Origin of the sequence: Amycolatopsis dongchuanensis (genome assembly GCF_039542405.1) — a bacterium.
Classification (GTDB): Bacteria; Actinomycetota; Actinomycetes; order Mycobacteriales; family Pseudonocardiaceae; genus Amycolatopsis_E; species Amycolatopsis_E sacchari.
Genome location: NZ_BAABIB010000045.1, coordinates 269685 through 283660 on the forward strand (window position 1 = coordinate 269685; position 13976 = coordinate 283660).

A 13976-nucleotide genomic window follows, 5' to 3' on the forward strand; every position below is an offset into this window, starting at 1 on the left:
TGGTTATCCAGGTATCCGCACCACCTGGTAACCGGCTGCGGGCTGTGTGACAGTGGCAGCATGACCACCGCTGTGCGCCTGTCCGCCGACGAGATCCGCCGTCGTGAGCTGGCGGCCTTCCTGCGCAGCCGCCGCGAGCGCATCACCCCGGAGCAGGTCGGTCTGCCGGTGGGCGGCAGGCGGCGCACGCCGGGGCTGCGGCGGGAGGAGGTCGCGCACCTCGCCGGCGTCGGGGTGACCTGGTACACGTGGCTGGAACAGGGGCGCGACATCAACGCCTCCGAGCAGGTGCTGCGTGCCGTCGCGAAGACGCTGCGGCTCGACCCGCACGAGCGCTCGCACCTGTTCACCCTCGCCGGGCTGCCGGAGCCGGTGGACGAGCGGGAGTGCGCCGCGGTGACCCCGGCGGTCCGCGCGATGCTCGAGAAGCTGGAGCCCTACCCGGCGGCGGTGTACAACGCGCGCACCGACATCCTCGCCTTCAACCGCGTGTACGACTGGCTCTTCGACGTGAGTGCCGTGCCCTTCGACGAGCGCAACTCGATCCTGCAGTGCTTCACCAACCCCGCCTGGCAGGCGCGGATGGTCGACTGGAAGACGAACGAGGCCCGCTCGGTCGCGCAGCTGCGGGCCTCGATGGCGGAGCACGTCGACGAGCCGGCCTGGAAGCAGCTGGTCAAACGGCTGAACCGCGAGTCGCCGGAGTTCGCGGCGCTGTGGCACCGGCACGACGTCCAGCCGATGCGCAACCTGACCAAGCGGGTGCGCCACCCCGAGGCGGGGCTGCTCAGCTTCGACTCGACCCACATGTGGTTCGGCCGCCGCTCGGAGACGCGGCTGACCACGTTCGTGCCCGCCGACGACGAGACCGAGCGCAAGCTGCGCCTGCACAACGCGTAGCCGGGGAAGCCGCTTTTCGACGGACGCGCGGACGGCCGCGGGTGCCGTAGTTTTCTGTGCGTGTGGCGAGTGAGCGGGTATGCGCGTGACCTGCTGCTGACGTTCGTGCCGATGGTGTTCGTGCTCGGCGCGACGACGGCGGCCGGGCGCATGCGGCCCGGTTCGGAGCCGCTGGAGCTGCCCGGGTACCTGTGGCTGATCGGTGCGGCGCTGCCGCTGCTGCTGGTGCGCCGGTTCCCGCTGCCGGTGTTCCTCGTGACGGGGTCGGTGGTGGTGGCCTACTACCGCATGCCGTACCCGGACGGCCCGGCGCTGCTGCTGCCGACGATCGCGTTGTTCATCCTGACCCGGCGCCGGGGTCCGCTCGTCGCCGGGATCACCGGCGGCGCCGCGCTGCTGGCCGCGCTCGCCGTGTACTTCGGCACCGGCGGCAGGCTCGCGGCGAACACCCCGGTGGGGCTGCTCGTCGTCTGGCTCGCGGCGGTGCTGGGCATCGGCACGGCGGTGCGCAACCGGGCGGCCGCCGTCCACGCGGCGCGGGAGCGCGCGGCGGAGCACCAGTCCCGGATGGCCGAACGGGAACGGCTGCTCATCGCGCGCGAGGTGCACGACGTCGTGGCGCACAGCCTGGCGATGATCAACGTGCAGGCCGGGGTCGCGGCGCACGTCGCGGACCGGCGGCCGGAGCAGGCGGTCGCCGCACTGCTGGCGATCAAGGAGGCGAGCGCGGCGGCGCTCGCGGACCTGCGGGCGACGGTCGCGGTGCTGCGGTCGGGGCAGGGGCTCGCGCCGGCGCCGAGCCTGCGGCAGCTGGACGACCTGCTCGACCGCGCCAGGGCGACCGGTCTGCGGGTCGAGGTGCACGGCTCCCCGGGGGAGCTGCCCGCCCCCGTCGACGGCACGGCGTACCGGATACTGCAGGAGTCCCTGACGAACGTGGTGCGGCACGCGACCGATCCGTCCAGAGTGGACATCCACTTCGGACGCAGTGACGGCAGGTTCGCGCTGGCGGTGCGGGACGACGGCCGTGCACCGCAGGAAGCGGTGGCGGGCAACGGACTGCGGGGCATGGCGGAACGGGCCGCGGCGCTCGGTGGCCGAGTCACCGCGGGACCGGTCGAAGGTGGGTTCGAGGTGCGGGCGGAGCTGCCCGCCGAGGAGGTCTCATGACGATCCGCGTGGTGCTCGCCGACGACCAGGCACTGGTGCGCGCCGGTTTCCGGGTGCTGCTGGAGACCGAGGACGGCTTCGAGGTGTGCGGCGAAGCGAGCGACGGCGGCGAGGCGGTGGAGCTGACGCGCGCGCACCGCCCGGACGTCGTGGTGATGGACGTCCGGATGCCCGGGGTGGACGGCCTGGAGGCGACGCGCCGCATCACCGCGGACGAGGAGCTGGCGGCGGTGAAGGTGCTGGTGCTGACCACGTTCGACGTCGACGAGTACGTCTACGAGGCGTTGCGCGCGGGCGCGAGCGGCTTCCTGCTCAAGGACACCGAACCGGTCGAGCTGCTGCGGGCCCTGCGCGTGGTGGCCGCGGGGGAGTCGCTGCTGGCCCCCACGGTGACCCGCAGGCTGATCGCCGAGTTCGTCACGAGACCCGAAAACCGCCACGTCGACCGCGACGCCGTCCGCCAGATCACCGACCGCGAACGCGAGGTGCTGGCACTGGTGGCGAGCGGCCTGTCCAACGACGAGATCGCGGCCCACCTGGTGATCTCCACCGCCACGGCCCGCACGCACGTCAGCCGCATCATGACGAAGGTCGGCGCCCGCGACCGCGCGCAGCTGGTGGTACTGGCCTACGAGTCCGGCCTGGTCACCCCAGGGCGGTGAACTGGGCAGAGTCCGTCACCCGGCTGGGGGTACCCCGCTATCCTGTTGCGAATGCGGCGTGCATTGATCACCGGTATCACCGGTCAGGACGGGCAGTACCTCGCGGAACTGCTCAACAGCAAGGGCTACGAGGTGTTCGGCCTGGTCAAGGGGCAGAACAACCCCAGGATCGAGCTCATCCAGGCCGAGCTCCCGTTCGTCGAACTGGTGTCCGGTGATCTGCAGGACCTGTCGAGCCTCGTCGCGGCTCTCGAGCAGGTCCAGCCCGACGAGGTCTACAACCTCGGGGCGATCTCCTTCGTGGCGCTCAGCTTCAAGCAGGCCGAGCTGACGGCGAACGTCACCGGGCTCGGCGTGCTCCGGTTGCTGGAGGCGGTCCGCATGGTCGGCGGCAGCTCCGGCAACCCGATCCGCTTCTACCAGGCGTCCAGCTCCGAGATGTTCGGCAAGGTCCGTGAGTCGCCGCAGACCGAGCAGACCCCCTTCTACCCGCGTTCGCCGTACGGGGTCGCCAAGGTCTTCGGCCACGACATCACGGTCAACTACCGCGACAGCTACGGCCTGTTCGCCTGCTCCGGCATCCTGTTCAACCACGAGAGCCCACGCCGCGGCATCGAGTTCGTGACCAGGAAGGTGACCAACGCGGTCGCGCGGATCAAGCTCGGCCTGCAGGAGACGCTCGTGCTCGGCGACCTGGAACCACGCCGGGACTGGGGTTTCGCCGGGGACTACGTGCAGGCGATGTGGCTCATGCTGCAGCAGGACCAGCCGTCGGACTACGTGGTGGCGACGGGGCACACCCACAGCGTGCGCGAATTCGTCGACGCCGCGTTCCGCCACGTCGGCCTCGACGACTGGGAGCGCTTCGTCCAGCAGGATCCCCGCTTCTTCCGCCCCGCGGAGGTGGACCTCCTCGTCGGCGACGCGACCAAGGCGCGCACCGAGCTCGGCTGGAAACCGGAGGTCGACTTCGACTCGCTCGTGGCGATGATGGTCGACCACGACCTGCGGTACGAGGCGCGCAAGGCCGGGCTCGAACTGCCGTGATCTCCTACGCGCAGAACTGGGAGGACGTGGTGCTCGCCCGGGTGTTCGCCGGGCAGAGCACCGGCCGGTACGTGGACATCGGTGCCTGTGATCCCGTCGAGGACTCGGTGACCAAGCACTTCTACGACATCGGCTGGCGCGGGATCAACATCGAGCCCCTGCCCGTCAAGGCCGACCAGCTGCGCGCCGCGCGACCCGAGGACACCACGCTCCAGGTGGCGGTCGGCGCCGAGCCGGGGAAAGCGACCCTGCACGTCGTGAACGACGGGCTCGGAAGGTCCACACTGGACGGTGAGCTCGCCGGTCAGTACCGGGAGGACCAGCACTGGCAGGTCGAAGACCTCGAGGTCGAGGTGGTCACGCTCGCGGAGGTCCTCGACGAGCACCCCGGTGCCGTCGACTTCCTCAAGATCGACGTCGAGGGCGCGGAGCAGGACGTGATCGAGGGCGCCGCCTGGGACCGCCACCGCCCGCGGGTGCTCGTCGTCGAGGCGACCGCGCCCGGTGTGCCGACGCCGACGTACGGCGGTTGGGAGCCGGTGCTCCTCGACTCCGGCTACCGCTGCGTGCTGTTCGACGGCCTCAACCGCTTCTACGCCCAGGCGGACGACGCCGACGCCGTCGAAGCGTTGTCGGCCCCTGCCAACGTGTTCGACGAGTTCGAGCCGTACGCCGTGGTGCGGCTGCGCGAGGAACTGGCGAGACAGCCCTCCGTGCGTGCCGCCGAGGTCGGCTACGTGCGGCGGCTCGAGGAGCGGTTGCGCGAGGCGCAACAAGCCAGGGCCCAGGACGTCGAGTACATCAAAACCCTCGAAGAGGCCGTGGCGGCGGAACGTCACCGTGCCACGAAAGCCGCGCGGTACGCTGCGGCACTCGAGAGCAGGGTGGCGGAGCTGACGGCATCGCGGAACGTTCCCCCACCCGCCGAGGTCACCCCACGGGAGAAGCAGGATCCAGCATGACGATCGCGAGTCCGAGCCCTGAGTCCGTCGACATCGACGCGGCCAAGTGGCTCGTCGGGCAGGCCAACGCGCAGGGCGGTACCTACCACCGCCTCGACTTCGGCGACGGCCTCGTGATCGAGGGCGACTACGACATGCCGAAGTACCTGCCGTACTACGACCTGCCGGAGGACCTCGCCGGGAAGACCGTGCTCGACGCCGGCACGGCTTCCGGCTTCTTCGCGATCGAGACCGAGCGGCGTGGTGCCACGGTCACCGCGATCGACATCTGGGGCGACGACTGCCTGCTGGCCCAGCTCATCCGGACCTTCCACCTCGGCATCCGCTACGTGCAGAAGAACCTGTACGACCTCGACTCGACCTTCGGTCAGTTCGACCTCGTCGTGTGCGGTTCGCTGCTGCTGCACCTCCCGGATCCCGTCGGCGCGCTCCGCGCGCTGCGCAGCGTCACGAAGGACAGGCTGATCCTGTCGTCAGCCGCCACTCCCGACAGCGCGACCACGCGGCAGCCGGTGTGCTACTTCCGCGGCGACCGGGCCACCGAGGCCGACTACTGGTACTACTGGGAGTTCAGCGCGTTCGCGCTGGAGCGGATGCTGCTGGCCGCCGGGTTCTCCCGGGTGGAGAACGTGCGGCACTTCGACCTCTGCACCGAACCCGGCCGGATCGAGTTCGCCACCCCCCACGTCAGCCTGTCGGCCTACGTGTAGGGGTGGCGTCCCCTACGGCTGCTACGGGTTGATCTCGGCGAGCCGGCGCAGCATCGCGGCGCCGACAGCCGCGGGGCTGCACGTCGCCTCGATGGCCTCGGCCCCGCGCTTGCCCAGCAACCGGCGCAGCTCCGGGTCGTCCGCGAGCCGCCGCAACCAGCGGGCGGCCTGACCGACATCCGGCTCCGCCCACAGCTGTCCGACGCGGTACCAGTCGCCGAACTCCGCCCCGAAGCGGTGGTCGCGCTCGTGGATCTTCCGCATCTCGTAGCCGACCAGTGCGGCCGCGCCGGGCGGCATGAAGTCGACGTTGCCGCCGTAGCCGGTGGCGATCACGGGCTTGCCCATGGCCATCGCTTCCGCCATGCCCATCCCGAACCCTTCGGAGCGGTGCAGCGAGACGTAGGTGTCGCACGTGGCGAGCAGGCGGTCCATGTCGTCGCGGGTGAGGTCACCGGCGATGAGCGTCCCGTTGACGCTCGCCACCTCCTGGGTGAGGTGCAGCGCGAGGTCCGGGAAGCGGTGCAGGTCGACGACCTTGATCACCAGGTGGGCGTCCGTGCCCCGCTCGGCGGGGGAGAACGCCTGGCGGAACGCCTCGATGACCGCCCACGGGTTCTTGCGGGCATCGCTCGAGGACGCGCTGAAGGTGAAGAGGGCGACGAAGGCGTCTTCGGGGAGGCCGAAGCGGGCACGGTCGCCTTCGATCCCCGGGCGGTGCGGGATGACGCTGGGGATCACCGTGATCGGCAGGTCGGTCGCGGTGCGGAACGCGTCGGCGACGAACGACGACAGCACCCACAACTCGTCCATCCTCGGCAGCTGCCGCAGCGCGTAGTCAGGGGCCTCGGGGAGCTCCCACGCCCACACCGCGATGGTGTACCGGTCGAGGGCGTGCTCGGGGATGAGCTGGAACTCGTTGACGTTGATGAACCAGAGGTCGACCGGGTAGTCCTTGCCGCGCCGGAGGTCGGCGAGCTCGCGGGGCACCGGCAGCGAACGGTTCGGCGCACGGGTGTTGAACTCGGTGAAGGTCATGTCGGCACCGGCGCCGAGCAACGCGAGTGCGTGCCGCCGCGCGGACTCCGCGAGTCCGGTCGTCGCCCTGGCGTCGGCGAACACGTTCACGCCCCTGGCCGGCTCGGGACGGCTTCCCCGAGGTGCGAGCTGGATCGCGTCGAGCGCGTCCCGGTAGGCGGCGGCCACCACCGGCCACGAGGCGTTGTCGCGGACCCACTCCCGCGCACGCGCGCCGGCCTCGCGCACCTCGTCGGTGTACGTGGCCACCCGTTCCATGTGGGCGTAGAGCCGCGCCGACTCCTGTTCCGGGTCCGTCGGCACCTGCAGGCAGAACTCCGGATCGAGGTGCCGGTGCTGGGGCAGTTCGCTCGTCACGACCACCCGGCCCGCACCGAACGCACGCATCATCACGGCGCTCGTCTCACCCGCGGTCGGCCACCGCAGGTTGATCACGGCATCGGTGGCGGAGATCAGTTCTTCGAACTCCTCCTTGGCCGGGGAGAGCGCGAGGTGCACGGAGTCCGCGACCCCGAGCTGGCCGATGGCCTGCCGCACGCCCTGGACCTCGGCGGGGAAGTCCGCGTGCCCGGCGATCAGCAGCCGGGCCTGCGGCCACCGCTGCCGCAGCTCGGCGAACGCCAGTACCGCCACCATGGTCCGCTTGATCGGGTTGAAGCCACCGAAGATGCCGAACACCACGTGGTCGTCCCGCCAGCCGAGCCGGGCCCGGGTCGCGGCGCGTCCGGAATCGTCACGAAGGGGAGCTCCGGACGGCACCGTGTGGACCGGGAGGTGCGGGTACCGGGCACGCAGCAGTCCCGCCGTGAACGGGTCGTGCACGAGGACACCGCGACTCGCCGAGAGCAGCCGCCGTTCGAGCGTGAGCGTCTGGGCGTCGAGCACCTTCACGCCGTCCACCTCGATGGCGGGCCAGCCGTGCAGCAGCACGGGATCGTCGCGGTCACCCCAGATCGGGCCGTGCGCGAACCGGACCTCCTCGGCGAATTCAGGCTTGTCGAGGCCGCCCACGTGACCGAGGACGAAGTCCAGCAACGACGTGTCGTGCAGCACGACCACGCCGGGTTCGGCGAGCGCCTGCCGGTAGATCCACGAGTGCACGCCGACGTGGTTGCCCATGTGGTAGGTGTGCAGCACGTCATCGCCGTCGGCCGCTGCCGGGCCGACGACGGGGACGCCCGCGGGCGCCTGCACCTCGCCGGGTTGTCTGCTCACGGCGTCGACGTCGACCAGCTTGGCCAGCTCGCCGAGCAGCTCGTAGCTGTAGTCCGAAATACCGCTGCGCTCGGGCGGCAACGGGGTCCACACGCGGTGTCGCACGTTCGACCCCCTCACCGCGTGGCGAACAGGCAGTAGCGGTCGGTCGTGCGGTCCGCCGTGAGCGCCGCCTCGGCAGGCCAGCCGGCGAGCGGGCCGGGCTGCGGGTACCTCGTCTCGGTGCGGGCGAAGCCGGCCGAGTCGGCGAGGAACCGCAGGAACACCGGGTGCACCGGGCGTCGCGCGAACGGGTCCAGGTGGAAGTCCGGCGCCGCGGCACCCGTCGTGGGCGTCTCGACGATCAGTACACCGCCCGGCTGCAGCGCCGTCGCTGCCAGGTTGACGAACCGCGCGAGCGAGTCGGGGTCCAGCCGCTCCGCGTAGCGGAACGCGGTGATCGCCCCGAGGGACCGGGGCGGGGCGGCGGCCAGCCGGTGCAGCGGGTCGCCTTCGCCCACCGCGAGACCGAGCTCCCCGCAGTGCCGCCGCACCAGGCCGTTCGTCGACATCGCTTCGTAAGGCACTCCGGCGTTGCGGAGCAGTTCCAGCCATTCGCCCCGAACCGGTGCCATGTCCAGCACGGGACCGGTCGCGCCGGCCTCGCGAGCCTCCGTGATCAGCGGCAGGTACGCCTGACGTGCGGTGCGGACGTGCTCGGCGGGGCCGTCCAGCAGCTCCGCCACGGCGAGTTCCAGGAACGAATCCCGTTGGGGAGCGGCCCCTTCCGACTCGTCCGGCCGCGCCGAGGGGTGCTCCCCGAGCAGGAGGTCGAGACGGGTGCTCCGCAGCCGGAGTTCACGCGCGGTCGCGCCCAGCGCTTCGACCTGTTCCTCCAGCGCCTTCAGCCGCCCGACCGCGCTGTCGGTGTGCTCGGCCGACTCGGTGAGGCGCAGCCGCAGATCGCTGAGTTCGGACTGCAGGCGCCCGACCGCGGAGTAGAGGCGCTGGTTGAACCCCGCGGTGAGGTTCTGGTCGCTCTGGCGCAGCTGGGCCACCTCGTGGGTCAACTGCTCGATGCCGACGAGCCCGCTCCGGTCGGCGAGGCCCTCGAGTTCGGACCGCTGGGCGCGGCGCTCCTCGTCGAGCACCCTCAGCGCGTCGCGGATGGCGAGGTTGGTTTCGACCTGCCACTTGAGCTGCCGCCGCCACAGGAAACGCAACACCAGCCTGCCGAGCAGGTCGGTGCGGCGGGGCGGCAGGTGCAGTTCGTAGTGCCGGGTGAGGCGGTCCAGAGCTTCCGCCATGCGAATGTCAGTCACGTCTCTTCCATCACTTCGGCAGGGATCACGGCAGGACGGGGGCTCACGGGGCGAGCCCCTTCAGGATGTTGTCGACCACCGCCGGGGACAGCACCGGAACGGTTCCCCGTGCCAGAGAGCGCTCGGCGACCTCGAGCACGACCACGCTCTTCTGCTTGAGCACCTGTCCGGCGAGCCTGCCCTGATCGGCTTCCACCGCGTTGTGGTGCAGCACGGTGAGATCACCGAAGGCGGCGGCCAGGTACGGCAGGGCACGGATGGTGAACGAGTCGGACAGCAGGCCGACGCCGAGTCCGTAGGTGCCGGGCCCGGACGTCGTGTTCAGGTGCAGCGGGGTGCTGAAGTCGGTGGAGGTCGGGTGGACCTGGTTCCGCTCCCCGTCGGGCAGCACCTGGTAGCTCCGCCCGGTGGTCTCGCCCGACTTCCCGATCAGCGGGGGCAGGTCGGCGGGCTGCGTCCACGGCTGACCAGGCTCGACGCGCCACGTGGTGCTGATCCCGTGCCGCAGCTTCTCCGCCAGCGCGCGCGCCATGAGGACGCCGCCTTCGTCGGACCAGTGCGCATCGAGCGGGCCGTACACGGGCTTGCCCAGTTGTGCGCCCCAGTCCCGCAGCCCCGCGCGCAGGTCCACCGTGTAGTCGACCTGGTCGATGCGGCGCCAGAAGTCCTGGATCCCGGCCTGGTGGCAGTCCTTGCCCGCGTAGTCGTCCGGCAGGTGGTCCGGAACCACCGTGGCCTTGTCCGGTGCGACGACCACGACGAACTTCCGGCCGGTCGCCTCGATCCCAGCGCGCAACCGGTCGAGCTGGGCGAAGGTCGTGTCCAGTGGCTGGACCGGCTCGCAGTGGCTGGAAATCTCGTCACCCAGGTACATCCAGCCGTCGTTGCCTTCGAGTACGCGGGGGAACTCGGCGGGCGGCGGTGCCTGGTGCGAGGGGTCGAGCGGGATCGTGTCCGCGCTCCCCGTCGTGTCCTGGGGCGGGGGCTCACCGAACACCGAACGGCTGATGCCGTCCGCGGCGTGGATGGCGTCCTCGCGGAACACGAGGTGATCGGTGGCCCACGGGTTGAGCTGGGTGAAGAACCCCCAGCCCTGGGCGAGTGAGGGAAAGGCGGTGAGTGCGCGGTTCTCGAATTCCGTCACCCGCGCTCCCGCCGCGAAGGTGAGCAGCGGACTGAGGAAGAACAGACCCGCACACACGAGGGCGATCACCTGCTTGCGCCCGTGCCGTGGCCGGTAGAGCGGGTGCTCGCGGGGCAGCCAGGCCTCGTGCACCGGCAACGGTGACTGCCGGTCGTCGTGGGTCGTCATCGCGACCGCCCGGGCACGAGCGACAGCAGTTTCCGCTTGCCCCTGTGCAGGATGCCGGGCGTCGGAGTGTCCGCGGTCGGGGCCGAAGTGCGCGTCCGCCAGGTGGCGTGGGCGGCCGTGAGCTGCTCACGCACCCAGTCCGCGGCGACCGCCGTTGAGCGTGTCCGCAGGATGCGCTCGCGCGCGGCCTTACCGCGCCGGTACGCCTCGGCCGGGTCGTCGGCCACCTGGCGCATCGCCGCTGCTGCCTCGTCGAGGTCGGGGTCGGCCCAACGACCGTCCTCCGGGTAGGGCACCCATCCCGGGCCCACTTCGGTCATCCCGTGGGGCACGGGCCAACCGGTCTCGGCGTCTAGGAACTCGGTGGTGCTCGAGTAGTCCGTCGCGATCACGGCGAGACCACGCACCATCGCCTCCGCCACGGTCAGGCCGAATCCCTCACTCCGGTGCAGGGAGACGTAGCAGTCGCTGCGTGCGTAGAGCGCGTCGAATTCCCCGGAGGTCAGGTAGCGGTCGATCAGCTCGATGCGCGGGTCGTCGCCGACGAGGTGGCGCAGCCGCTCGTCGGCGACGGGGTGCAGCCGGGCGTTGGTGGTCTTGATCGTGAGGTGCACGTCCGGCCGGTCGGGGAAGGCCCGCCGGAACGCTTCGACCACTCCCCACGGGTTCTTCCGGCCGCCGGTGCTGTTGTAGTCGAAGACGAAGAGGAACCGCACCGGTTCGCCCGCCGTGCGCTGACGCCTCGGCTCACCCGGGTCTTCGACGGGAACCGGGAGGACCTTGACCGGGACCGGCGAGTGCGGAGCGATCGCGCGACGGCAGAACTCGCTGATCGTCCACACCTCGTCGACGAGCGCGAAACCGCCGTGCAGTTGTTCGGGGAACTCCTCGAGTTCCCAAGCCCACAGCCCGATCCGGTACCGCTCGTGCCCCACCTCCGGGTGGGACTCGAGGAGCAGCGCGGCGTAGTCGGCGTTGACGGCGAGGACGCTCACCGGGAACCTCGGCCGCCCCACCGTTTCGGGGGCGGCGAGGCCGGTGCGGCAGGCCAGGGCGAGGGAGTCCTCCTCGACGACCGCGACCACCGGCACTCCCGCGGCGACGACCGTCCGGTGCACGATGCGCCCCATCTCGCCGAGGCCCAGCTCACCGGTGAGGTAGCCGGCCACGTTGACGCCGAACTCGTCGGCGGGCGCGTCGACGGGCACGGGATCCGGTTCCACGGGCAGCGCCCAGTCCGGCACCAGTCCTTCGTCGGCACCGTGTATGCGGCACCAGTTCCGGAAGGCCTCGGCGCTGGCACCCTCTGGCCGGGGGAACACGGCCTGCAGGTCGACCCTGCTCTTCCACACCTGCTTCACCAGTCGGTTGAGCCCCGCTTTCCGTTCCGCCGGGAACGCGGGCGAGGACAACCACCGCTGAAAACCGGCACCTCCGTCCGGCCCGAACGCCGGCGGTGGCGGCTCCACGGCGGGCAGGTCCGAGGGGGTGCGCCGCGGCTGGTGCGCGGCGAGCCAGGCCTGGTGCGCCAGCTGCCGCATCTGCCCGGTCAGCGGAGACCCGTCGGGCAGGCGGTCGAACCGGTAACGGGCGTCCTTCCGGTACCCCGCGGCGAGGAGTCGTCGGCCGTAGTCTTCGCAGGCCTGTCGCAGGGTGAGCGGTTCTGGCTCGTGGCGCAACAGCTTCGCGCCGTCGGCGGACAACCGCACCCGGCCGCGCCCGTCCAGCCCTTCCGTGAGCAACCAGGGTGTTTCGGGGTCGTAGCCGCTGAGGTGCAGGAACTTGACCGGTGCACCCGACCGGTCTTCGTGCAGGTTCCAGTGCGCGACACCCAGTCCCGCGTCACGCGCGACCGTGTGCGGGAAGAGGGCGGGCACGAGGTCCAGCCAGCGCTGGTGCGTGCCCGGTTCGCGACGGGCCCGGTCGGCCCAGAAGTCGAGGAACGCCGTCGCCGAACGACCGACGGCGACGAATCCCGGGTCGAACAGTTCCCGTTCCACCGCGGGCTGGTTCCCGTCCGCGGGCAGCGGGGCGAGCAGCCGGGGGACCAGCACGATCCCCTGGGCGGCAGCCGCGTTCGTGATATCGGCGAACGGGGCGAGCACATCCGTTTCGGGTGCGAGGTGGACCGCCACCTCGGCCTCGGAAAGCAGCTGCCGCAGCACCAGCGGCACTACCGCGGCGGTGAGTTCCTCCTCGGAGAGGAACGTGGCCAGCCGCAGGTACTCGTCCTGCCCCGCGTCGAGCCAGTCGTAACCGGCGACGAGCCAGTCCTCGTGGTCGTCCGCGGGGCTCGCCTCGTCGAGCACGAAAGTGACGAACCCGTGCCCCGGATGCCGGTCCAGGTAGGACCGGGCGAGCACCCGGGCGGTCGGTAGCCGGCCGCCGGAGACGACCGTGCACGCGACCGTCCGGTCAGGCATCGGCCGGAAGGGTCTGCAGCTGCGTCGCGAGTATCTCGTCGAAGACCTTGTTCAGTGAGCTGAGGTCGGCGCCGGAGACCTCGACCCTGACCACCGTGTTGCCGTGCGCGTAGTGCGCGCGGATGGCAGCCGGGTTGTTGTCGGACTTGGCGATCTGGTCGGCCGCGACGCCTCCCGGCAGCGTGCCCGTGTAGGACTGCATGCCGAACGTGGACTGCAGCGAGACCAGGTCGTCCCTCGCGGTGGCAGCGCCCTGCGCGGACGCGGTCTCCACCGTGAGCACCAGCGCGTTCACCCCGGACGGGAGCGTTGCCGCGCTGATCCGCACCTTGCCCGCGTCCGCCTGCTGGTAGACCTGGTTCTCCTTGTCGGTCAGGACACCGCGGTTGACGACGTCCTGGAACGTGGCGATGTCGCCGACGGGGCGCGGTGTGCCCGGCAGCGCTGCGATGGCCAGGTCATCGGGCGGGGCGGGGCTGGTCGCGGGAGCGGTGGTCTGCGCCTGCGTGCCGCCGCCGGAGCTGTCCGAGCCCGAGAAGACGAAGTAGGCACCCACACCGAGCCCCACGACGACCACGACAGCCGCGATGATGCCGATCAGCTTCTTCCGCGAGGAAGAAGGGGAACCGGTGTCGAAGCCTTCCGCGCCCTGGGTGGTCCATTCGCGATTGCCCTGCGAAGCCAGGGGAGGGAACTCCGAACCGCCCCACGGGGGCTGCGCGTCGAAACCGGGGGCGTTCCAATCCGGCTGGGCAGGGGGCTGCTGAGCGGGGAAACCACCGGAAGTGGGGCCTTGCGGCCGGTACTGCGGGACGCCGGGTGGCGGGGTCTGCGGGTGTGGAGGCGCGACCGGCGGGACGATCTGCGTGCTTTCGGCGTCGCTGCCCGAGGGCTGCTGTTGGTGCGGCTGCTGCCAGTTCGTCTTGATGGCCTGCGTGGCGTCGACGTTCTCACCGCCGGCCGGTGGCGGCTCGACGGCGGGCGGCGGCCCCGGCGGGGGTGCCGGTGCCGCGCCACCGAACGGCGGCACGATCTGGGTCCCGTCGTCGGCCGCCTGCTCTGGCCCGGCGCTGTTGACCGCCGACGACAGCACGCGGTCCCGCCGGACCCGGTAGTCGTCGGCTGAAATCTGACCCGCGGCCAACTCTTCGTCCAGCCGGCGGAGGTCCTCCTGCCAGGTCAAACGCTGGTCCCCTTCCCTGCGTCGAACGCCCGAACCCCACTCGGCGTACATTG

Annotated in this window: 11 protein-coding genes; 6 read left to right on the top strand and 5 right to left on the bottom strand. The window is 71.1% G+C overall.

The features are described from left to right. The first annotated feature begins 60 nt into the window (after positions 1-60). From ABFX51_RS09610 to ABFX51_RS09635, 6 genes are all read left to right on the top strand, one after another. Positions 61-900: a helix-turn-helix transcriptional regulator gene (locus ABFX51_RS09610; RefSeq protein WP_346053477.1), complete on the top strand. Its 840-nt coding sequence runs from the start codon at positions 61-63 to the stop codon at positions 898-900. Between the two features lie 111 nt (positions 901-1011). After that, positions 1012-2070, top strand: coding sequence for a sensor histidine kinase (locus tag ABFX51_RS09615; protein ID WP_091507088.1), 1059 nt, complete (start codon positions 1012-1014; stop codon positions 2068-2070). After that, positions 2067-2732 (top strand): response regulator, encoded by a 666-nt coding sequence (locus ABFX51_RS09620; protein WP_091506862.1) that lies wholly within the window; start codon positions 2067-2069, stop codon positions 2730-2732. The genes ABFX51_RS09615 and ABFX51_RS09620 overlap by 4 nt, the downstream gene beginning before the upstream one ends. 51 nt (positions 2733-2783) lie before the next feature. After that, positions 2784-3779 carry a GDP-mannose 4,6-dehydratase gene (gene gmd / locus ABFX51_RS09625; RefSeq protein WP_346053479.1) on the top strand — a complete coding sequence of 332 codons (996 nt, stop codon included), beginning with the start codon at positions 2784-2786 and terminating at the stop codon, positions 3777-3779. Further along, entirely contained in the window at positions 3776-4741 is a 966-nt protein-coding gene (locus tag ABFX51_RS09630; protein WP_346053481.1) for an FkbM family methyltransferase, read from the top strand. The genes gmd and ABFX51_RS09630 overlap by 4 nt, the downstream gene beginning before the upstream one ends. Continuing rightward, a complete protein-coding gene (locus ABFX51_RS09635) occupies positions 4738-5451 on the top strand; it encodes a class I SAM-dependent methyltransferase (protein WP_346053483.1) in 714 nt (237 codons plus the stop codon). The genes ABFX51_RS09630 and ABFX51_RS09635 overlap by 4 nt, the downstream gene beginning before the upstream one ends. A 21-nt stretch (positions 5452-5472) precedes the next feature. On the opposite strand, the gene ABFX51_RS09640 is transcribed toward ABFX51_RS09635, so the two are convergent. From ABFX51_RS09640 to ABFX51_RS09660, 5 genes are read right to left on the bottom strand one after another with little or no spacing between them, the layout of a single operon-like run. Next, positions 5473-7809, bottom strand: coding sequence for a glycosyltransferase family 4 protein (locus ABFX51_RS09640; protein WP_346053485.1), 2337 nt, complete (start codon positions 7807-7809; stop codon positions 5473-5475). Between the two features lie 11 nt (positions 7810-7820). Next, positions 7821-9005 carry a hypothetical protein gene (locus ABFX51_RS09645; RefSeq protein ID WP_346053487.1) on the bottom strand — a complete coding sequence of 395 codons (1185 nt, stop codon included), beginning with the start codon at positions 9003-9005 and terminating at the stop codon, positions 7821-7823. Between the two features lie 43 nt (positions 9006-9048). Next, entirely contained in the window at positions 9049-10317 is a 1269-nt protein-coding gene (locus ABFX51_RS09650) for an alginate O-acetyltransferase AlgX-related protein (RefSeq protein WP_346053489.1), read from the bottom strand. Beyond that, positions 10314-12740, bottom strand: coding sequence for a glycosyltransferase family 4 protein (locus tag ABFX51_RS09655; RefSeq protein ID WP_346053491.1), 2427 nt, complete (start codon positions 12738-12740; stop codon positions 10314-10316). The genes ABFX51_RS09650 and ABFX51_RS09655 overlap by 4 nt, the downstream gene beginning before the upstream one ends. After that, positions 12733-13923 (bottom strand): flagellar basal body protein FliL, encoded by a 1191-nt coding sequence (locus ABFX51_RS09660; protein WP_346053493.1) that lies wholly within the window; start codon positions 13921-13923, stop codon positions 12733-12735. The genes ABFX51_RS09655 and ABFX51_RS09660 overlap by 8 nt, the downstream gene beginning before the upstream one ends. Between the last annotated feature and the right edge of the window lie 53 nt (positions 13924-13976).